The organism is Rathayibacter sp. RFBD1 (assembly GCF_002932915.1).
Taxonomy (GTDB): Bacteria; Actinomycetota; Actinomycetes; order Actinomycetales; family Microbacteriaceae; genus Rathayibacter.
On the sequence record NZ_PSWQ01000014.1, the window covers coordinates 76,184 to 96,449 of the forward strand.

The following is a 20,266-nucleotide window of genomic DNA, read 5'->3' on the forward strand; positions in this document are numbered from 1 at the left end:
ATGAGCCGCCAGAGCGAACTGTACGACCGCGTCGCGCACGAGTCGTCCGCGCAGGTGATCCGCCGCTACTCCACCTCCTTCGGGCTGGCCACTCGCCTGCTCGCCCCGGGCGTCCGCGAGCGGGTGGAGGACGTCTACGCCCTCGTGCGCGTCGCCGACGAGATCGTCGACGGCGTCGCCGCGGAGGCCCGTCTCGACCGGGCCGCGGTGGAGGAGTCCCTCGACGCCTTCGAGGCCGAGACCGAGCGCGCGCTCGCCTCCGGCTACAGCTCCAACCTCGTGATCCACGCCTTCGCGCGGACCGCGCGGGCGACCGGATTCGGCACCGAGCTCACCCGGCCGTTCTTCGCGTCGATGCGCGCCGACCTCCGCGAGACCGAGCACACCCCCGAGTCCTTCGAGGCCTACGTCTACGGCTCCGCCGAGGTCGTCGGGCTGATGTGCCTGCACGTGTTCCTCGCGGCGCCGGACGCGGGGCTCGTCTCCGAGGCCGCCCGCGCGCGGCTCGTGGCCGGAGCGCGCCGCCTGGGCGCCGCGTTCCAGAAGGTCAACTTCCTCCGCGATCTCGCCGCCGACGTCGACGGCCTCGGCCGCAGCTACTTCCCCGGAGTCGACCCGCGGGCGTTCTCCGAGCGCGACAAGGCCTCGCTGCTCGCCGACCTCGACGACGACCTCGCCGAGGCCGCCGCCATCGTGCCCGAGCTCCCGCGCTCCAGCCGGCGCGCGGTCCTGCTGGCCCACTCCCTCTTCGCCGCCCTGGCCGACCGGATCCGCGCGACGCCCGCCGAGGAGCTCCTCCGCGCCCGCGTCAGCGTGCCCACGGCCGCCAAGGCGGCGCTCGCGGCGAAGGCGGCCGTGTCGACGCTGGGCCCGCGCCTGGGCCCCGGCCCCGTCCGCGCGACCCGCTCGAGGACCGGCCCGCACCGCGCCGTCGTCATCGGCGGCGGGATCGGCGGGCTCGCCTCCGCCGCGCTGCTCGCGCGCGACGGCTACGACGTGACCCTCCTGGAGGCGCGCGAGGCCGTCGGCGGCCGCGCCGGCTCGTGGGAGCACGAGGGCTTCCGCTTCGACACCGGTCCCTCCTGGTACCTGATGCCCGAGGTGTTCGACCACTTCTTCCGCCTGATGGGCACCAGCGCCGAGGAGCGCCTCGACCTCGTCACGCTCGACCCCGGCTACCGGGTCTACAGCGAGGGCGTCGACGAGCCGATCGACGTGCTCGCCGACCTCGAGTCGAACCTCGCGCTCTTCGAGAGCATCGAGTCCGGAGCGGGCGAGCGGATGCGCGCGTACCTCGACTCCGCGCGCGACACCTACGAGATGGCCAAGCGCCGCTTCCTCTACACGAGCTTCTCGTCCTTCCTCCCGCTGCTGCGCCGCGACGTGCTCAGCCGGACCGGGAGGCTCGGCCGCCTGCTGCTCACTCCGCTCGACACGTTCGCGGCGACGGCGGTCACCGACAACCGGCTGCGCCAGATCCTCGGCTACCCGGCCGTCTTCCTCGGCTCCTCGCCGTTCGCCGCGCCGAGCATGTACCACCTGATGAGCCACCTCGACCTCGCCGACGGCGTGCTCTACCCGATGGGCGGATTCACGAAGCTGATCGAGGCGGTCGCCGACGTCGCCGAGGAGGCCGGCGTCACCGTCCGCACGTCCTCGCCCGCGACGCGGATCCTCACCACCCGCTCGCCCCGCGGCCGACGCCGCGGCGCCGAGGTCGTCGGAGTCGAGTTCACGGGCCCCGACGGCACGGAGCGGATCCCCGCCGACCTGGTCGTCAACGCCTCCGACCTCTTCACCACCGAGCAGTCGCTCCTCCCCGAGGAGCTGCGGACCTACCCGCCCGCCTACTGGGAGAAGCGCGAGCCCGGCCCGAGCGCCGTCCTCGTCCTCCTGGGCGTGCGCGGGGAGCTGCCCGAGCTCGAGCACCACACCCTGCTCTTCACGAAGGACTGGCGCGACAACTTCGACAAGATCTTCGGCGAGCACCCGACCGTGCCCGACCCCGCGTCGATCTACGTCTGCCGCCCGAGCGCGACCGACGCGAGCACGGCTCCGGAGGGGCACGAGAACCTGTTCGTGCTCGTGCCGATCCCGGCCGACACCTCGATCGGCCACGGCGGAGTCGACGGCGCGGGCGGCGCGCGCGTCGAGGCCATCGCCGACCAGGCCATCGCGCAGATCGCGTCCTGGACCGGCGCGACCGACCTGGCCGAGCGGATCGTCGTCCGCCGCACCATCGGCCCGGCCGACTTCGAGAGCGACCTCGGCGCCTGGCGCGGCTCGATGCTCGGACCGGCCCACGTCCTCTCGCAGAGCGCCTTCTTCCGCGCCGGGAACGTCAGCCGGCACGTCGACGGCCTGCTCTTCGCCGGCAGCTCCACGATCCCCGGCATCGGCCTGCCGATGTGCATCATCAGCGCCGAGGTCATGCTCAAGCGCGTGCGCGGCGACGTGTCGACCGAGCCGCTGCCCGTGCGGGAGGCGCCGTCCGCTCCGGTCGCGCCCGTCGCCGTGGGGGAGTAGGCGTGGGGATCCTCTACCTGCTCGCGCTCCTCGTCTCGATCACCGGGATGATCGTGCTCGACCGCCGCTTCCGGCTGTTCTTCTGGGCGGACGCGCGACGCGCGGCGATCGTGCTGCCCGTGGGAGTCGCGTTCTTCCTGGTCTGGGACCTCGTGGGGATCGGCCTGGGCGTCTTCTTCCGCGGAGAGACCTCCTACATGACCGGCCTGCAGATCGCGCCGGAGCTCCCGGTCGAGGAGGTCCTCTTCCTCACCCTGCTCTGCTACCTGACGATGGACGTGCACGGCTTCCTCTCGCAGCGGGTCGTCCGGCGGGCGGAGGCGCGCGCGTGACCTACCTCCTCCTCAACGCCGTGTTCCTCGCGGTGGTGCTGGTGCTGCTGCTGCTCGCGCTGCGCCGACGCGTCCTGCGCCTGCCCGCCGTCCTCGGCACCCTCGCCGTGCTGCTGGTGATGACCGCCGTGTTCGACAACATCATGATCGGAGTGGGCCTGCTGGTCGCCTACGACGACGACCTGATCTCGGGCATCCGGATCGGCGTCGCTCCGATCGAGGACTTCGCCTACGCGATCGCCGCGGCCCTCGCCCTCCCGGCGCTCTGGGTGCTCCTGCCCTCGCGTCGTCGGAGCGAGCCGTGAACCGGCTGCGCGCGCTGTTCGTCTCGAGCCGCCCGCTGAGCTGGGTCAACACCGCCTACCCGTTCGCGGCGGCGTACCTGCTGACCACCCGCGAGATCGACCTCGCCTTCGTGCTCGGCACGATCTACTTCCTCATCCCCTACAACCTCGCGATGTACGGGATCAACGACGTCTTCGACTACGAGTCCGACCTGCGGAACCCCCGCAAGGGCGGCGTCGAGGGCGCCGTGCTCGACCGGAGCGAGCACCGCGCGACGCTGATCGCGGCGGTGGCCACGAACGTGCCGTTCCTGGTGGCGCTCGTGCTGCTCGGGTCACCGGTCTCGTGGCTGGTCCTCGCGATCAGCGTCTTCGCCGTGATCGCCTACAGTGCGCCGGGGCTCCGCTTCAAGGAGCGCCCGTTCGTCGACTCGCTGACCTCGGCGACCCACTTCGTCAGCCCGGCCGTCTACGGGATCGCCCTCGCGGGCACCGTGGTCACCGGACCTCTGGTGGCGCTGCTCGTGGCGTTCTTCCTCTGGGGGATCGCGAGCCACGCCTTCGGCGCGGTGCAGGACATCCTGGCCGACCGCGCGGGCGGCATCGGCTCGATCGCGACCGTGATCGGAGCGAAGGCGACCACGCGCTTCGCCATCGCCGCCTACGTCGCGAGCGGCCTGCTCCTGCTCCTGCTGCCCTGGCCGGGGACCCTCGCGGCGATCCTCGCGGTGCCGTACGCGGTGAGCATCTGGCCGTACCGGTCGCTCGAGGACGCCGAGGCGGAGCGGGCGAATGCGGGCTGGAAGCGCTTCCTCGCGCTGAACTTCCTGACCGGCTTCCTCGTCACGCTCCTGCTGATCGTGTTCTGGATCGCCACGGTCTGATCCTCGGCCATGGCGCGCGGGGAGGGGCCTTGCCAGCGTCTCCGCGGGCCGGGCCCCGTCAGTCCCGGCGGGCGGGCGGCGCGAGCCGCGGCTCCGGCACGACGGGGGCGGTGGCCGGCGGGCGGCGCACCGGCAGGAGCAGCACCAGTCCGACGGCGAGGACGAGGACGAGCCCGAGGATGCCCCAGTACTGCACGTTCGCCTCGCCGCTGCCCGAGACGGCCGCGGCGATCGAGACGGCGGCTGCGAAGGCGGCGGGCGCGAGGAACGAGGCCGCCCGCCCGGTGGTCGCGTAGAGGCCGAAGATCTCGCCCTCGCGTCCCTCCGGGATGAGGCGGGCCAGGTAGCTGCGGCTCGCCGACTGCGCCGGGCCGACGAACAGGCACAGCAGCAGGCCGAAGATCCAGAACACCGTGCTCCCCCCGTCGTGCAGGACGAAGACGGCGGTGCCGCAGACGACCAGGCCGATGAGCGAGGCGACGATCACGGCCTTGGGGCCGAGGCGGTCGTCGAGCGCGCCGACCGAGATGGTCGCCACTCCGGCCACGACGTTCGCGGCGATGGCGAAGAGGATCACCTCGCCGGCGTCGAAGCCGAAGGTGCCCTGCGCCAGCACGCCGCCGAAGGTGAAGACCCCGGTGAGCCCGTCGCGGAACACCGCGCTGGCGATGAGGAAGGCCACGGTGCTGCGGCTCTCGCGCCAGAGGGCGGCGACCTGCGCGAAGAGCGCGCGGTAGGAGGCGATCACGCCGACGCGCTCCGCCCGGCTCGCGCGCGCCGGCGTCTCCGGCACCGCGACCAGCACAGGGAGGGCGAAGACGGCGAACCACACGCCGGCGACCAGGATCGAGACGCGCACGTCGAGGCCGTCGTCCCCCGTCACTCCGAAGAGCCCGACCTCGGGCGAGATGAAGCCGAAGTAGACGATCAGCAGCAGGACGATCCCGCCGACGTAGCCCATGCCCCACCCGAAGCCGGAGACGCGGCCGATGGTCGCCCGGGTCGAGACCTGGAGGAGCATCGCGTTGTAGTTGACGCTCGCGAACTCGAAGAAGACCGTGCCGACCGCGAGCAGTCCGAGTCCCAGCCAGAGGAGGGCCGGGTCGGGGCGCACGAGGAACATCAGCAGGATGCAGAGGACGACGACGGCGGAGTGGATCCCCAGCCAGAGCCGGCGGCGCCCGCCGAGGTCGGCCCGGCGGCCGGTGATCGGCGCGATCACGGCGACGACCACGCCGGCGGCGGCGAGGGACCAGCCGAGCGCGGCCGAGACTCCGCTCGAGGTGCCGAAGAGCCCGTCGGTGGTCAGGTAGACGGTGAAGACGAAGGTGGTCACCACCGCGTTGAAGGCCGATCCGCCCCAGTCCCACAGGCCCCAGGCGAGGACGGGCCAGCGGCCGGTGCGCGTCGTCATGGGCCCACCGTAGGGGGAGGAGGTGAACGGCCGGAAGCGGCGGGACCCGCGAGTCTGAGAGTTGAGCCGATGCGACTCAACTTCTCGCGTCCGGACTTGACGCGAGACGACGGATGCGTAAACTTGAGCGTGCGGGGCTCAACTCCCGCAGAGGATTCCGCACCACCCGTCAACTGACCGGCAGCCGCCCGCGCGACGCCGATCGCGAAGGAGAACAACGCATATGTCCCGTGCCGTAGGCATCGACCTGGGAACCACCAACTCTGTCGTGGCCGTCCTCGAGGGAGGCGAGCCCACCGTCATCGCCAACGCCGAGGGCTTCCGCACGACGCCGTCCGTCGTGGCGTTCACCAAGGACGGGGAGGTGCTCGTCGGCGAGACCGCGAAGCGCCAGGCCGTCACCAACGTCGACCGCACCATCGCGTCGGTCAAGCGCCACATGGGCACCGACTGGACCTTCGGCGTCGAGGACAAGAAGTACACCCCGCAGGAGATCTCGGCCCGCATCCTGGGCAAGCTCAAGCGCGACGCGGAGCAGTACCTGGGCGACAAGGTGACCGACGCGGTCATCACCGTCCCGGCCTACTTCAACGACGCCGAGCGCCAGGCGACCAAGGACGCCGGCGAGATCGCCGGCCTCAACGTCCTGCGCATCATCAACGAGCCCACCGCGGCCGCGCTGGCCTACGGCCTCGACAAGGGCAAGGAGGACGAGCTCATCCTCGTCTTCGACCTCGGCGGCGGAACGTTCGACGTCTCCCTCCTCGAGGTGGGCAAGGACGACGACTTCTCGACCATCCAGGTCCGCGCGACCTCGGGCGACAACCGCCTCGGCGGCGACGACTGGGACCAGCGCGTCGTCGACCACCTGGTCAAGCGCTTCAAGGACTCGACCGGCGTCGACGTCTCGAAGGACAAGATCGCTCGCCAGCGCCTCAAGGAGGCCGCGGAGCAGGCGAAGAAGGAGCTCTCCTCGAGCACCTCGACCAGCATCCAGCTGCCCTACCTCTCGCTCACCGAGAACGGCCCGGCGAACCTCGACGAGACGCTCACCCGCGCCAAGTTCGAGGAGCTCACCAGCGACCTGATCGAGCGCACCCGCAAGCCCTTCACCGACGTCATCGCCGAGGCGGGCGTCAAGGTCGAGGACATCGCTCACGTGGTCCTCGTCGGCGGCTCGACCCGCATGCCGGCCGTCGCCGAGCTCGTCAAGAAGCTCACCGGCGGCAAGGAGCCCAACAAGGGCGTCAACCCGGACGAGGTCGTCGCCGTCGGCGCCGCGCTGCAGGCCGGCGTCCTCAAGGGCGAGCGCAAGGACGTCCTCCTGATCGACGTGACCCCGCTCTCGCTGGGCATCGAGACCAAGGGCGGGATCATGACGAAGCTCATCGAGCGCAACACCGCGATCCCGACCAAGAGGTCCGAGACCTTCACCACGGCCGACGACAACCAGCCGTCCGTCGCGATCCAGGTCTTCCAGGGCGAGCGCGAGTTCACCCGCGACAACAAGAACCTGGGCACGTTCGAGCTGACCGGCATCGCGCCGGCCCCTCGCGGCATCCCGCAGGTCGAGGTCACCTTCGACATCGACGCCAACGGCATCGTCCACGTGTCCGCGAAGGACAAGGGCACCGGCAAGGAGCAGTCGATGACGATCACGGGCGGCTCGTCGCTGCCCAAGGACGACATCGACCGCATGGTCCGCGAGGCCGAGGAGCACGCCGCCGAGGACAAGGCCCGCCGCGAGGCGGCCGAGATCCGCAACAACGCCGAGACCCTGGCGTACTCGATCGACAAGCTGATCAAGGACAACGAGGACAAGCTGCCCGAGGACGTCAAGTCCGAGGTGCAGGGAGACGTCGACGCGCTGAAGACCGCGCTCGCCGGCGACGACGACGCGGCCGTCAAGACCGCGTTCGACGCCCTCAACGCCTCGCAGACCAAGATCGGCCAGGCGATCTACTCCCAGGACCAGGCCGCGCAGAGCGCCCCCGCGGACGCTCCGGCCGACGGTGACAAGAAGGACGACGAGGACATCGTCGACGCCGAGGTCATCGACGAGGACGAGCCGAAGGACACGAAGTAGCCATGGCAGCCGATAACGAGCCCCAGGACCTCCCCGAGGAGCAGCCGGCCACCGGCGGCGAGGCGGGAGCCGAGGCGGCGCAGGACGCCCAGGACCAGGAGGGCCTCATCGAGGCCGAGGGGCCCGACGTCGAGACCAGCCTCTCGGACGCCGACCTCTCGTTCCTCTCGGGACAGTCCAGCGCCGAGACGCTCGCGGCCGAGCACCTCGCCGATCTCCAGCGGGTGACCGCGGAGTACGCGAACTACCGCAAGCGCACCGAGGCCAACCGCCAGGTCGACAAGGAGCGGGCGATCGGCGACGCGGTGAAGGTCATCCTCCCCGTGCTCGACGACCTCGACCGCGCCGAGAAGCACGGCGACCTCGCCGAGGGCGGGCCCTTCACGGCCATCGCGCAGAAGCTGCGCGGCGGAGTGGAGAAGCTCGGCCTGGTGAAGACCGGCGCCGTGGGCGACCTGTTCGACCCGAACATCCACGAGGCGATCTTCCAGCAGCCCACCCCCGGCGCCGAGACCTCCACGGTCGCGGACGTCGTCGAGGCGGGCTACTACCTCGGAGGCTCGCTGCTGCGGGCCGCCAAGGTGGTCGTGGCAGTCCCCGCCGACTGACCCCGCCACCGGCACCACCACCGCGGAGGACCTCGCCCCGCTCGGCAGCACGCTGCCGGACCGGGGCGGGGTCCCTCGCCGCATTCGACACAGGAAGAGGCACATGGCCAGCCAGGATTGGTTCGACAAGGACTTCTACAAGGTCCTCGGCGTGTCCAAGGACGTCTCCGCCGCGGACCTGAAGAAGACCTATCGCAAGCTCGCCCGCCAGTTCCACCCCGACTCCAACCCGGGGGACGCGAAGGCCGAGGCGCGCTTCAAGGAGATCAGCGAGGCGTACACCGTGCTCTCGGACGCCGAGCAGCGCAAGGAGTACGACCAGATCCGCGCCATGGGCGGCGGAGCGCGCTTCACCGCGGGAGGCCAGCCCGGAGGGTTCGACGACGTCTTCGGCGGCATGTTCGGCCAGGGCGGGCGCACCTCCTACAGCACCCAGCAGGGCCCGCCGCCCGGCTTCGAGGACATCCTCGGCGGCATGTTCGGCGGCGGAGGCAGCCGCTTCGGCCAGCCCAGCGGCGGCTACCGCGGCTTCGGCGGCCCGCAGAAGGGCGCCGACGTCACCGCCAGCACCACCATCGACTTCCGCACCGCGACCCGGGGCGACACCGTCCAGCTGCAGACCGGCGACGGGCGCACCCTCTCGGTGCGCATCCCGGCCGGCGTGGCCGACGACCAGAAGATCCGCGTCCGCGGCAAGGGCCGCCCCAGCCCGGACGGCGGCGATCCCGGCGACCTGGTGCTCACCGTCTCGGTCCGCAAGCATCCGGTGTTCGAGCGCGACGGGCTGAACCTGCGCGTGACGGTCCCCGTGACCTTCGTCGAGGCGGTCTTCGGCGCGACGATCGAGGTGCCGACCCTCGGCGGCGAGCCCGTCAAGCTCCGGGTCGCCGCAGGCACCCCGAGCGGCCGCGTCCTGCGCGTCAAGGGCCGCGGCGTCACGACTCCCAAGGGCACGGGCGACCTGCTCGCCGTCCTGCAGGTCGCCGTCCCGAGCCACCTGTCCGCCGCCGCCCGTGAGGCCCTCGAGGCCTACGCCGCCGCCGAGCCGGACGAGGACCCGCGCGAGGACATCCTGGAGAAGGCCCGCTACTAGCACCGGATCGGCGCGACCGGTCGGAGGAGGAGACATGGACGAGAACACGCCCGTCTTCGCGATCGCCGTCGCCGCCGAGCTGGCGGGGATGCACCCGCAGACGCTCCGGCAGTACGACCGGCTCGGGCTCGTGAGCCCGACCCGCACCGCGGGCAAGTCGCGCCGCTACTCGATGCGCGACGTGGTGCAGCTGCGCGAGGTCGCCCGGCTCTCCTCCGAGGGCGTCTCTCTCGAGGGCATCGCGCGCATCCTGCAGCTCGAGAACCAGGTGCAGTCGCTCTCGCAGCGGGTGCGCGAGCTGGAGTCGGCCCTCGCCGACGAGCTCCTGAACCGGCCGGGCCGCCGCGTGTTCGCCGCCGGACTCGAGGGGGACGTGGTCACTCTGCGCCACGGCACGCGCGCGCAGCGCCGGACCGAGCTGGTCGTCTGGCGCCCCGCGCCACGATCAGGGGCCGCCGACGACGCCACACCCTGAACGAGGGGTAGCCTGACCGGGCGCCGCCCCGTCATCGCGGCGCCCGTCCCTCCGCTCGGGGCGGAGAGCAGGAGGACCGCCGTGGACCACGACAGCAGCACCCCGCGCGACGAGCGCGACGCCCGCCGGGAGCAGGCCGCCCAGGAGCAGGCCCCCCAGGAGCAGGCGTCGGACGCCTCGCGACAGGAGCAGGCCCCGGACGCCACGCGCGCGTCCCGCAGGACGCCCGTCGTCCCCGACAACGGGTTCTCCCGCGAGTCCTACGCGATCCACGCCGCCCGCAGCGACCTCCCCCTCTTCTCGGACGCGCTGAACGTCGGCCGCGACGACTCCGGCTGGCTGTCGTCGCTCTCGAGCACCCTCGCCGGACCCACCGGGCCGGTCGGCTCCCCGGACTCGGCCGCCGAGACGGCGCAGGCCGCGCTCGACCGCCGCACCCGCCGTCGGAGCGACGAGTCCGACTCCTGAGCCGCGGCCCCGGCTAGTCGCGCAGGCGCGTCGCGGCCATCCGGGCGTCGACCAGGCGGCCGCCGCTGAGGCGGGCGAGGATCACGGAGCCGAACGGCAGCGCGCGCACGAGGGGCAGGCCCTCGACCCGCTCCTCGTCCGTGTAGCCGAGGAGGACGTACATCCCGACCACGGCGATCGCGGCGATCGTCGCGACCCGCGCCGGGATCTGGTCCATCGTGCCGCCTCCGCCGTCGATCGGCTCGGCGAGCGTGACGCACATGAGGAAGATCGACGCGTAGACCGCCAGGTGCACGTGGGAGCGGCTCCACGGGCGCGCGAGCGCGGCGATCGGCAGGATCCAGAGGGCGTACCAGGGGTGGATGGCGGTCGACGCCGTCACGAACGCGAGCAGCGCACCGGACAGGCGGGCGAGCGGATCGATGGAGCGCCGCGACAGCATGAGGCGCGCAGCGATCAGGCCGGCGAGCCCGAGCGCGAGGATCTTGACCACGGCGATCGCCGCGGCGGGGTCGTGACCGGTGAACTCGACGGCGCGGGAGACCGAGACCGTGACGAACGACATCGGCGCGTACCAGTGCAGGATCGAGCCGGGCACGACCATCGCCGCGACCCAGCCGACCCCGACGCCCGCGAGCAGCCCGACGGCGACCACGAGGCCGAGCGCTCCGGCGCCCGTCCAGAGCCAGCCGCGGGCGCGCTCGCGCCACGTCGCGTCGTGGCGCAGCCACAGCAGCGCGAGCACGGGGAGCGCGATCACGGCGATCGGCTTGATCGCGATCGCTCCGGCCATCAGCACGACGGCGGCGATGCGCCGGTCGGTCTGGGCGTAGTAGAGCGACGCGAGGATGAGCGCCAGCATCACGGAGTCGTTGTGGCCGGCGACGACGAAGAGCACGAGGGTCAGCGGGTTGGCGACGATCGTCCAGGCTGTGAGCGGGACCGAGAGGCCGCGCAGGCGCGCCAGGCGGAGCGCGTAGACGGCCATGACGGCCACGCCCGCGACCGACACGGCGCGGAGCATCGCGATCGAGAGCTCCGGTGCGCCGTAGCCCGCGAACTGCACGGCGGTGCGCTCGATCAGGAGGTAGAGGGGCCCGTAGGGCGTGGGCGTGTCGGCCCAGAGCGGGTCGACGCCGAGGTCGAACCAGCCCGGGAGCGTCGCGACGCCGTGGGTGTAGGGGTCGATGCCCTGGGTCATCAGGCGACCCTGCGCCACGTAGGAGAACATGTCGTGGCTGAACAGCGGCACCGTCACGAGGAGCGGAGCGGTCCAGGCGAGGGCCGCCACCACGATGGTGCGGACGGAGCCGGGGCCCGCCGCGAGCGCGACCGTGCGCAGGCGGAGCCACGCGATCAGCAGCAGCATCCCGCCGCCCACGACGAGGGCGCCGCTGGACTCGGTGAGCCAGCCCGTGGCGCGGATCGAGGCGACGAGAGGCCAGTCGCGGATGGGCGAGCCGGCGGGCAGGTAGCCCACGCCGAGCGAGCCGAGGAGGATCGCGATCGAGCCCAGCATGCCCGTCGCCAGCGGTGCAGCCTCCATGAAGCGGAGCCGCGGCCGGCGCTGCCGTCCCGTTGCCCGGGCCGTGACCGGCCGCTCGATCGTCCCCCGTGAAGCCATCGGAGCCACGCTAAAGGATGGGACTCCGAAGTGCATGGACGGCCGGTGAACGGTTGATCAGTCGGCGCTCAGGTTGTACAAGCACTCGCACGCGCACCGATCAGGGCAGGCGCGGCACCGGAGCCGGCTCCGCGAAGCGCAGCTGGTTGCCGAACGGATCGATCACGTCGAGCGCGAAGCCGAACGGCGTGCGGGTGATCCGCGGGTTGAGGTAGGGGTACGCCTTCGCGTCGAGCTCGGCGTGCAGCTCGCGGACACCGCGGAGGGCGACGTGCACGGCGGCGCCGGGACTGCCGTCGCGGTGGTGCTCGCTGAGGTGCAGGCGGAGCCCCGAGCGCGACACCTGCAGGTAGAGGGGGGCGTCGAGCGCGGCGCGGTGCTCCCAGTCCACCTCGAAGCCGAGGTAGTCGACGTAGAACTCGCCCGCCTTGGCGACCGAGAAGATCCGCAGGATGGGCACGGCCGCCTCCAGCCGCACCGGCTCGAGCCGGTCCGGCTCCTCCGCGCTCGACCGGTCCCGTGCACGCCGTCTCGTCTCCACGCCACGAGGCTAGCCGCCCCACGGTCGGCCCGGCGCCGGAGGGTCAGTCGACGAGATCGAGACCGCGCAGCAGCCGGAGGGTCTCGACCCCGGCGGGCGGGCAGCGGCCCGCATCGGAGCCGTCGACCCAGTGCAGAGAGTCGATCTCGCCGCTCGGGCGCGCCTCGCGGTCGAGCTCGGCGGCGAAGACGCTCATGTGGACCTCCCGCCCCTCCGGCTCGCCGTGCGCCTGGGTGCGGACGGTGAACAGGGGCTCGAGGCCGAGCGCGACGGCGCCGAGCTCCTCGCGGGCCTCCCGGGCCGCCGCCTCGATCCCGCTCTCGCCCTCGTCGACCTTGCCGCCGGGGAGGTAGAGGACGTCGCGGCCCCGCGCCGTGACCATCAGGACGTGCCGGTCGCGGAGGACGGCGACGGCGGACACGACGATCGGCGGGAGGGTGCTCATCCGCTCATCATGCCCGCCGCGGGCGGACCGTCGCGGCGCCCCCGCGGCTACCATGGGGGCACACCAGAAGGACGCGCGCAGCCGGCGCGCGCCGGGGCCCCGTGCGCCCGAACAGCTGAGGAGCAACCCGTGGCAGAACCCACCACCCTCGACAAAGTCATCACCCTCGCGCAGCACAGGGGATTCGTCTTCCCCTCGGGTGAGATCTACGGGGGCACCCGCTCCGCGTGGGACTACGGGCCGCTCGGCGTGGAGTTCAAGGAGAACATCAAGCGCCAGTGGTGGAAGACCTTCGTGCAGGGCCGGGGCGACGTCGTCGGCCTGGACTCCGCGGTCATCCTGCCCACGGCGATCTGGCACGCCTCGGGACACGTCGGCGTCTTCTCGGACCCGCTGACCGAGTCGCTGATCACCCACAAGCGCTACCGCGCCGACCACCTCTTCGAGAAGTACGAGGAGGTCAACGGCCACCCGCCCGTGAACGGCCTCGCCGACATCTCCGACCCGGAGCACCCCGACAAGGTCGGCCAGTGGACCGAGATCAAGCAGTTCTCGGGCCTGATGAAGACCTACCTCGGCGTCGTCGACGACGAGTCGGGTCTGCACTACCTGCGTCCCGAGACCGCCCAGGGCATCTTCACCAACTTCGCGAACGTGCTGCAGAGCGCCCGTCGCAAGCCGCCCTTCGGCATCGGCCAGATCGGCAAGGCGTTCCGCAACGAGATCACCCCCGGCAACTTCATCTTCCGCACCCGCGAGTTCGAGCAGATGGAGCTCGAGTTCTTCGTCGAGCCCGGCACGGACGAGGAGTGGCAGGAGACCTGGATGCAGCTCGCCTGGGACTGGTTCGTCGGGCTCGGGATGAACCCCGAGAACATCCGGCAGTACGAGCACCCGAAGGACAAGCTCTCCCACTACTCGAAGCGCACCGTCGACATCGAGTACCGCTTCAGCTTCGCCTCGGGCGAGTGGGGCGAGCTGATGGGAGTCGCGAACCGCACCGACTACGACCTCAAGACGCACATCGAGCACTCGGGCAAGGACCTCTCGTTCTTCGACCAGAACAAGAACGAGCGCTACGTGCCGTTCGTGATCGAGCCGTCGTTCGGCCTCACCCGCGCGCTCATGGCGTTCCTCGTCGACGCCTACGAGGAGCAGGAGCTGCCGCCGAACGCCAAGGGCAAGGTCGAGACGCGGACCGTGCTGCACCTCGACCCGCGCCTGGCGCCGGTGAAGGTGGCCGTGCTGCCGCTCTCGCGCAACGAGGCGCTCTCCCCTCTCGCGCGCCGCGTCGCCGACCAGCTGCGCCAGCTCTGGAACGTCGACTTCGACGACTCCGGAGCGATCGGCCGCCGCTACCGCCGCCAGGACGAGATCGGCACCCCGTACTGCGTGACCGTCGACTTCGACTCGCTCGAGGACGACGCCGTGACCGTCCGCGACCGCGACACGATGAAGCAGGAGCGCATCCCGCTCGAGCAGCTCGAGTCGTACCTCTTCACCGGGCTCCGCGGGGCCTGACACTCCTCCCGGGACGCCGCCGACCGGACGGGCCGGCGGCGTCCCGCCGGGCGCGGACCAGCGGGCCCTGCGGTCAGCGCTCGCGGGCGAGCAGGGCGAAGACGAGGGTCGAGGTCCACTCGCCCTTGCAGAACTCGTCCTCCCGGTGGTGCGCCTCGAGGCGCATCCCGAGGCGCTCGCAGAGGCGGGCGGAGGCGGTGTTCCGAGCGTCGAGCTGCGCGATCACGCGGTGCGCGCCGAGGGTGTCGAACGCGAGGTCGAGCAGCGCCCGGGCGGCCTCGGTCGCGTAGCCGCGCCCCTGCGCCTCCGGGTGCAGCACCCAGCCGATCTCGACCGCCTCCTGCTCGACGGACGTCGCGATGAGCGTGAGGTCGCCGATCATCCGCCCGGCGAGGACGCCCTCCCGGGGGACGATCGCCAGCACGGCCACGTCGCCGTCGGCGGCGAGCCGTGTCGAGGGGAGGCGGCGCTGCAGGTGCGCCCGCGACTCCTCGGGGGTGCGCACCGGCCAGCGGAGGAACCGGACGGCATCGGCGTCGCCCTGGTAGCGCGCGTGGTCCTCGGCGTCCTCCGGTCCGAGGGGACGCAGGAGCAGGCGCTCGGTGAGCAGCGGCGCGGAGCGCAGCGGCTCCGCATCGAAGGGGAGCCGGAGGCTCACGCGGTGGCGGCGTCCGCGTCGGGGCGCGCGGCGGCGGCGGGCTCGGCCGGGACCTCGATGCCGAAGAGCGCCTCGAGCCCGGTGAGGTAGGCCTCCTGGGCTCCGGCGCGCGCGTAGTCGCGGGCGCGGACGCTCGGGGTGTGCAGCAGGACGCCGGCGAGGTGGCGGAGCGCCTGCTCGGTGCGGCCGTCCTCGTCGCCGCGCGAGCGGGCCCGCTCGATCTCGGCGTCGAGCGCGTCGAACACGTGGGCGCGCAGGGCGACGACGGCCGGAGTGAGGCTCTTCTCGTCGGCGACGTCCGAGAACTTCCGGGCCGCCTTGTCGACGAGCGCGCGCGCCTGCTGCGACGCGTCGAGCACATCGAGAGGCGCGTGCAGGCTGATCGTCTCGAGGTCGAGGAGCTCGACGCCGGCGACCGAGGTGACGTCGGAGGCGACGTTGCGCGGCAGGCCCAGGTCGATCACGAGCTGGCGCTCGCGGGAGAAGCCCTGGAGGCGCCCGGCGGCGAGCAGGGCGGCGTCGAGCACCGGCTCCTGGGTCGTGGTGCAGGTGATGACGATGTCGGCCGAGACCGCCTCGAGCGCGAGATCGGAGGCGGCGATGGGCCGGAGCGAGCGGCGGGCGGCGAAGCCCTCGGCGCGGCCGGAGGGGGAGTGCACGGCGATGTCGACCACTCCGCGGTCGCGCAGGGCCGCGACGGTCGCCCGCGCGTAGCTGCCGGTGCCGACGAGGAGGACGCGGGCGGCCCGCCAGTCGGTGACGCGGCTCGCGGCCAGGTCGAGCGCGAGGCGCACGATCGAGCGGCCGGCGCTGCCGAGGCCGGTGCGGTTCTTGATGCCGCGCGAGGTCTGCGAGGCGCGCTGGAACAGCCGCTCGAGCTCGGAGGAGGTGGTGCCGAGGCGGCGCGCCTCCTCGAGGGAGCGGCGGACCTGGCCCGCGATCTCGCCCTCACCGACCACGACGGACTCGAGCCCGCTGGAGACGGCGAAGAGGTGCTCGGCCACCCGGTCGCCCGAGACGACGTCGACGCTCCCGCGCAGCTCGTCCTGCTCGACGCCGGTCGCGGCGCTGACGGCGGCGGTGGCGGCCTCGACGGCGACGGCCTGCGCGGCGGTCAGCGGCTCCTCGATGTCGAGGTAGGCCTCGAAGCGGTTGCAGGTCGCGACGACGACGGCTCCGGAGACGAAGTCGATCCCCTCGGAGAGGGCCGCGGTCACGGCGGAGGAGTCGACGGAGAGCTTCTCGAGGAGATCGAAGCTGGCGTTCTTGTGCGACGCCGTCAGACACAGAAGCACCACGTCAGTCTACCCGCGCTCTGCGGGGCGGGGTCCCCGGACTGGGGAGGAATGCACGGATGCGCCTGGAATAATGCCGCGGTGACCTCCCCCACCGACGGCCTGCTCGATCCGCTGCACCCCCTCTCCGCCGGCCGCACGGCCGACTCGCTGCTCCTGCGCGCCTACCGCTCCGAGCGGGGCGAGAGGACGCCCGTCTGGTTCATGCGCCAGGCCGGCCGCAGCCTCCCGGAGTACCGGGCCCTGCGCACCGACACGAAGATGCTCGACGCCTGCCTCGACCCGGCGCTGGCGAGCGAGATCACCCTGCAGCCGGTGCGGCGCCACGGAGTGGACGCGGCCATCTTCTTCAGCGACATCGTGATCCCGCTGCGGCTCGCGGGCGTCGGCGTCGACATCGTCCCCGGGCGCGGTCCGGTGCTCGAGAAGCCGGTGCGCACGGCCGCCGACGTCGCCGAGCTCGCCTCGATCGACCCGTCCGTGCTCGACGAGACGCTCGAGCCCATCCGCGAGGGCGTGCGCCGCACCGTCGCGGGCCTCGGCGACACTCCGCTCATCGGCTTCGCCGGCGCTCCCTTCACCCTGGCCGCCTACCTGGTGGAGGGCGGCCCGTCCAAGGACCACCTGCGCGCGCGGACGATGATGCACGCCGACCCCGCCGCCTGGGCCCAGCTGATGGAGTGGACCGCCGAGGTCACCGGCCGCTTCCTCCGCGCGCAGGTGCTCGCCGGGGCCAGCGCCGCGCAGCTCTTCGACTCCTGGGCCGGGGCGCTCTCGCTCTCGGACTACACGACCCACGTCGCTCCCGCCTCCGCGCGCGCCCTCGTCCACGTGCGCGACCTGGCGTTCGACCACGGGGAGACGCGCCGCAACGTCCCGATCGTGCACTTCGGCGTCGGCACCGGCGAGCTGCTCGGAGCGATGCACGGCATCGGCGCCGACGTGGTGGGCGTCGACTACCGGATCCCGCTCGACGAGGCCAACCACCGGCTCGGCGGCTTCGTGCCGGTGCAGGGCAACGTCGACCCGGCGCTGCTGACCGCGCCGTGGGAGGTCCTCGAGGCCCACGTCGACGACGTGCTCCGCCGCGGCCTGAGCGCCCCCGCGCACGTGCTCAACCTCGGCCACGGCGTGCCGCCCGAGACCGACCCCGACGTGCTCACGCGCCTCGTCGCGTTCGTGCACGCCTGGCGGCCGTGAGCGAGGAGCGCCCCCGCGACGCGGCGTCGTACGACGTCGCGATCGTCGGCGGCGGAGTGGCGGGGCTCGCCGCCGCCGCGGAGTGCCTGCGCATCGGCCTGCGCGTCGTGGTGCTCGAGGCGGGGGAGCGGGTCGGGGGCTCGGTCTCCCCGCTCGCGCTGGCCGGCGCTTTGCTCGACGCGGGCGCCGAGAGCTTCGCCACCCGGGGCGGCCACGTCGAGCGGGCGCTCGCCGCGCTGACCCTCGACGGCGTCCCGCTCGCCGAGTCGATCGTCGAGCCGCGGACGCACGGCTCGTGGCTGCACCTCTCGGGCGGCCGCTCCGTGCCGTCGCCCCGGGCCGGCGTCCTCGGCATCCCCGGCACGCCGCTCGCCCCCGACGTCGTGCGGGCGATCGGCCGCCGCGGCGCCTGGCGCGCCTGGCTCGACACCCTGATGCCGGTGCTGCGCATCGGCCGCGCGCACTCCCTCGCCGAGCTGGTGCGCACCCGGATGGGCGAGCGCGTGCTCGAGGACCTGGTCGCGCCGGTCGTCTCCGGCGTCTACTCGAGCCGGCCGGACGACATCGACGTCGACCTGGCCGCACCCGGACTGAACGGCGCGCTCACCCGCGCGGGCTCCCTCGCCCGGGCCGTGGCCGCCCTCCGCGCGAACCTCCCGGCCGGAGTCGCGGTCCGCGGGCTCGAGGGCGGGATGCACCGCCTGGTCGCCGCGCTGGTCCAGCGGATCGACTACCTCTCCGGCGAGATCCGCACCGGCGCCTCCGTGCAGCGGCTCGAGGGCTCCGACGGGGACTTCGTCCTGACCCTCGCCGACGGCGCTCTGAGCGCCCGAGCGGTGATCGTCTCGACCCCGGAGCGTGACGCCCGGGCGCTGCTCGCCGGCCTCGCTCCCGCCGTCGCGGAGCGCGCCGACGAGGCGCCCCACGACTCCGTCGAGCTGGTGACCCTGGTCCTCGACGACGCCCGCCTGGACGCAGCCCCCCGCGGCTCCGGCGTGCTCGTGGCGCCCACCGCCACCGACGTCACGGCCAAGGCGATCACGCACGCGACCGCGAAGTGGGACTGGCTGGCCGCCTCCCTCCCACCCGGCCGCCACGTGCTGCGCCTCTCCTACGGGCGCCCGGGCGAGCGCCCGCCGCTCGAGGGGCGCACCGATGCCGAGGCGGCCGCGATCGCCCTGCTCGACGCCTCGACGCTGCTCGGACTCGCCCTCGATCCGGCGTCGCTCGTCGACTCCGCCCGGGTGCGCTGGGCCAACGTCCGGCCCGCCGCGGCGCTGGGCCGCCGCGCGCACCTGGAGGCGTTCCGCGAGGCGCTCCTCCCGATCGAGGGAGTCGCTGTGACCGGCACCTGGATCGCGGGCACGGGCCTCGCCTCGGTGCTCCCGCACGCCGCCGAGACGGCCGCCCTTATCCGGCGCCGACTGGTGCGTCAAGGAGTCGGGCTGCCGAGCGACGCCCGCGACGCCGACGGCTACTCTTAGGCCCAGGCATCCGCGCGAGCGCGCGGCGTGCCCCGGCACGAGTGGTCACCGACCGCGTGGACGATCGCGAGAGCGACCCAGGACGAGGAGTAGGCGTGAAGGGCAAGATTCTTTTCGTGGCAGGAGCCGCAGCCGGGTACGTGCTGGGAGCACGCGCCGGCCGCAAGCGGTACGAGCAGATCGCCTCGGCGGCAGGCCGCTTCTGGCGGACCCAGCCGGTGCAGGACGTCGCGGGCGCCGTCGGCGGTGCCGCGAAGACCCAGCTGAGCAGCGTCTCGGACAAGGCGTACGAGGTCGTGCGCTCGGTGGTCGTCAAGGCCGTGTCCGGCGGCAGGAAGGCCCAGGGGGCGAGCGACGCGGAGGCGTCGGCGGCCGCCCGCAAGGCGGCCTCGAAGGTCGACGAGGCCGCGGCGTCGGCCGGCTCCGGCGGGTCGACGACGTCCACCTCCACCAGCAGGGCCTAGTGCTCATCCCTCCGGCCGTGCCAGGCGCGCGCCGGCCGGCACGTCCCACCCTCGAGGAGCTCCCGTGGTGAACGAACGCAATCCCAAGAACGCCCGATCACTGGGAGATCTGGTCAGCGACCTGCCCGGCCTCGTGATCGAGCTGGTCAAGGCCGAGGTCGCCTCGCTGAAGAACGAGCTGGCGGGCAAGGCGAAGAGCGCGGGTCTGGCCGTCGGCCTGTTCGCGGTCGCGGCCTTCCTCCTCCTGACCGCGTGGGCGACGCTGGTCGCCTTCGCGATCATCGGCATCGCCTCCTGGCTTCCGGCCTGGCTGTCGGCGCTGATCGTGACGGTCTTCTTCCTCCTGGTGGCCGTGATCCTCGCCCTCGTCGGCGTGCGCACCATCAAGAAGGCCGTGCCGCCGGTGCCGCAGGACTCGATCGACAGCATCAAGAAGGACGTCCAGGCGTTCAAGGGAGTGGGCAGCTATGACAACTGAGCGATCCGTCAGCAGCACCACGCCCCGCTTCGTCGACCCGGCGGAGCTGAAGCCCGGCCAGCTGAAGGCCGACATCGAGCGCGCTCGCTCCGAGCTCGCCGCGACCCTCGACGCGATCGAGTACAAGGTCAACGTGCCGCGCAAGGTGCGTACCGCCCAGCGGACGATCGAGCGCAAGCTCCAGGTGGTGCGCCGCCAGAACCCCTCCGCGCTGATCGCCGGAGCGGTCGGCGCCGCCGCCGCCGTGGGCCTCGTCGTCTGGGGCGTCGCGAAGCAGATCATCGAGGACTGAGTGCCGGAGGGCCCGGGGCGCTAGCGTCCCGGGCCCTCCGGCGCCAGAGCCCCCGCCGCTTTTGTGCATCGGCACGAGCGGAGGGATGATGGAT

Annotated in this window: 21 protein-coding genes; 15 read left to right on the forward strand and 6 right to left on the reverse strand. The window is 72.7% G+C overall.

What is annotated here, in order from left to right:
• The 4 genes from crtI to C5D50_RS06980 are packed head-to-tail and all read left to right on the forward strand — an operon-like array spanning window position 1 to window position 4,026.
• Window positions 1-2,526: a phytoene desaturase family protein gene (gene crtI, locus C5D50_RS06965; protein ID WP_104283135.1), complete on the forward strand. Its 2,526-nt coding sequence runs from the start codon at window positions 1-3 to the stop codon at window positions 2,524-2,526.
• A 2-nt stretch (window positions 2,527-2,528) separates the two neighbouring features.
• Window positions 2,529-2,858 carry a lycopene cyclase domain-containing protein gene (locus C5D50_RS06970; RefSeq protein WP_104283136.1) on the forward strand — a complete coding sequence of 110 codons (330 nt, stop codon included), beginning with the start codon at window positions 2,529-2,531 and terminating at the stop codon, window positions 2,856-2,858.
• Entirely contained in the window at window positions 2,855-3,163 is a 309-nt protein-coding gene (locus C5D50_RS06975) for a lycopene cyclase domain-containing protein (protein WP_104222893.1), read from the forward strand. Before C5D50_RS06970 ends, C5D50_RS06975 begins: the two co-directional genes overlap by 4 nt.
• A complete protein-coding gene (locus tag C5D50_RS06980) occupies window positions 3,160-4,026 on the forward strand; it encodes a prenyltransferase (RefSeq protein ID WP_104222892.1) in 867 nt (288 codons plus the stop codon). Before C5D50_RS06975 ends, C5D50_RS06980 begins: the two co-directional genes overlap by 4 nt.
• 58 nt (window positions 4,027-4,084) lie before the next feature.
• On the opposite strand, the gene C5D50_RS06985 is transcribed toward C5D50_RS06980, so the two are convergent.
• Complete coding sequence (locus tag C5D50_RS06985) at window positions 4,085-5,440, reverse strand: MFS transporter (protein WP_104283137.1); 1,356 nt, start codon at window positions 5,438-5,440, stop codon at window positions 4,085-4,087.
• 223 nt (window positions 5,441-5,663) lie between these two features.
• Between C5D50_RS06985 and dnaK the strand changes: the two genes are divergently transcribed.
• The 5 genes from dnaK to C5D50_RS07010 all read left to right on the forward strand — a co-directional run bounded on the left by dnaK (window position 5,664) and on the right by C5D50_RS07010 (window position 10,170).
• Window positions 5,664-7,526 (forward strand): molecular chaperone DnaK, encoded by a 1,863-nt coding sequence (gene dnaK, locus C5D50_RS06990; RefSeq protein ID WP_104222890.1) that lies wholly within the window; start codon window positions 5,664-5,666, stop codon window positions 7,524-7,526.
• A gap of 2 nt (window positions 7,527-7,528) precedes the next feature.
• On the forward strand, window positions 7,529-8,134 hold the full coding sequence (locus tag C5D50_RS06995) for a nucleotide exchange factor GrpE (RefSeq protein ID WP_104283138.1): 606 nt from the start codon (window positions 7,529-7,531) through the stop codon (window positions 8,132-8,134).
• Window positions 8,135-8,237: 103 nt separating this feature from the next.
• On the forward strand, window positions 8,238-9,227 hold the full coding sequence (locus tag C5D50_RS07000) for a DnaJ C-terminal domain-containing protein (protein ID WP_104222888.1): 990 nt from the start codon (window positions 8,238-8,240) through the stop codon (window positions 9,225-9,227).
• A gap of 34 nt (window positions 9,228-9,261) precedes the next feature.
• Window positions 9,262-9,702: a heat shock protein transcriptional repressor HspR gene (locus C5D50_RS07005; protein ID WP_104226135.1), complete on the forward strand. Its 441-nt coding sequence runs from the start codon at window positions 9,262-9,264 to the stop codon at window positions 9,700-9,702.
• Between the two features lie 81 nt (window positions 9,703-9,783).
• A complete protein-coding gene (locus tag C5D50_RS07010; protein WP_104283139.1) occupies window positions 9,784-10,170 on the forward strand; it encodes a hypothetical protein in 387 nt (128 codons plus the stop codon).
• Window positions 10,171-10,183: 13 nt separating this feature from the next.
• Here C5D50_RS07010 and mptB read toward each other — a convergent pair whose 3' ends face one another.
• The 3 genes from mptB to C5D50_RS07025 form a co-directional block, all read right to left on the reverse strand.
• Window positions 10,184-11,794, reverse strand: a complete 1,611-nt coding sequence (gene mptB, locus C5D50_RS07015) for a polyprenol phosphomannose-dependent alpha 1,6 mannosyltransferase MptB (protein WP_146082113.1) — start codon at window positions 11,792-11,794, stop codon at window positions 10,184-10,186.
• 100 nt (window positions 11,795-11,894) lie between these two features.
• Window positions 11,895-12,335, reverse strand: a complete 441-nt coding sequence (locus C5D50_RS07020) for a glyoxalase superfamily protein (RefSeq protein ID WP_208543318.1) — start codon at window positions 12,333-12,335, stop codon at window positions 11,895-11,897.
• Window positions 12,336-12,378: 43 nt separating this feature from the next.
• The gene (locus tag C5D50_RS07025; RefSeq protein WP_104237622.1) at window positions 12,379-12,780 is read right to left on the reverse strand and encodes an NUDIX domain-containing protein; all 402 of its coding nucleotides are present in this window, start codon (window positions 12,778-12,780) and stop codon (window positions 12,379-12,381) included.
• A gap of 129 nt (window positions 12,781-12,909) precedes the next feature.
• Between C5D50_RS07025 and C5D50_RS07030 the strand changes: the two genes are divergently transcribed.
• Complete coding sequence (locus C5D50_RS07030) at window positions 12,910-14,301, forward strand: glycine--tRNA ligase (RefSeq protein WP_104283141.1); 1,392 nt, start codon at window positions 12,910-12,912, stop codon at window positions 14,299-14,301.
• 73 nt (window positions 14,302-14,374) lie between these two features.
• On the opposite strand, the gene C5D50_RS07035 is transcribed toward C5D50_RS07030, so the two are convergent.
• Together C5D50_RS07035 and C5D50_RS07040 are read right to left on the reverse strand one after the other, a co-directional pair.
• Window positions 14,375-14,959 (reverse strand): GNAT family N-acetyltransferase, encoded by a 585-nt coding sequence (locus C5D50_RS07035; protein ID WP_258059379.1) that lies wholly within the window; start codon window positions 14,957-14,959, stop codon window positions 14,375-14,377.
• The gene (locus C5D50_RS07040; RefSeq protein WP_104283145.1) at window positions 14,956-16,254 is read right to left on the reverse strand and encodes a glutamyl-tRNA reductase; all 1,299 of its coding nucleotides are present in this window, start codon (window positions 16,252-16,254) and stop codon (window positions 14,956-14,958) included. The genes C5D50_RS07035 and C5D50_RS07040 overlap by 4 nt, the downstream gene beginning before the upstream one ends.
• Window positions 16,255-16,305: 51 nt before the next feature.
• Between C5D50_RS07040 and hemE the strand changes: the two genes are divergently transcribed.
• The 5 genes from hemE to C5D50_RS07065 all read left to right on the forward strand — a co-directional run bounded on the left by hemE (window position 16,306) and on the right by C5D50_RS07065 (window position 20,172).
• Window positions 16,306-17,454, forward strand: coding sequence for a uroporphyrinogen decarboxylase (gene hemE, locus C5D50_RS07045; protein ID WP_104255341.1), 1,149 nt, complete (start codon window positions 16,306-16,308; stop codon window positions 17,452-17,454).
• Window positions 17,451-18,938, forward strand: a complete 1,488-nt coding sequence (locus tag C5D50_RS07050) for an NAD(P)/FAD-dependent oxidoreductase (protein WP_258069576.1) — start codon at window positions 17,451-17,453, stop codon at window positions 18,936-18,938. Before hemE ends, C5D50_RS07050 begins: the two co-directional genes overlap by 4 nt.
• A 116-nt stretch (window positions 18,939-19,054) precedes the next feature.
• Entirely contained in the window at window positions 19,055-19,402 is a 348-nt protein-coding gene (locus tag C5D50_RS07055) for a YtxH domain-containing protein (RefSeq protein WP_146076886.1), read from the forward strand.
• A 67-nt stretch (window positions 19,403-19,469) separates the two neighbouring features.
• Window positions 19,470-19,880, forward strand: coding sequence for a phage holin family protein (locus tag C5D50_RS07060; protein WP_258069577.1), 411 nt, complete (start codon window positions 19,470-19,472; stop codon window positions 19,878-19,880).
• A complete protein-coding gene (locus C5D50_RS07065) occupies window positions 19,870-20,172 on the forward strand; it encodes a DUF3618 domain-containing protein (protein ID WP_104222879.1) in 303 nt (100 codons plus the stop codon). The genes C5D50_RS07060 and C5D50_RS07065 overlap by 11 nt, the downstream gene beginning before the upstream one ends.
• Window positions 20,173-20,266 lie beyond the last annotated feature (94 nt).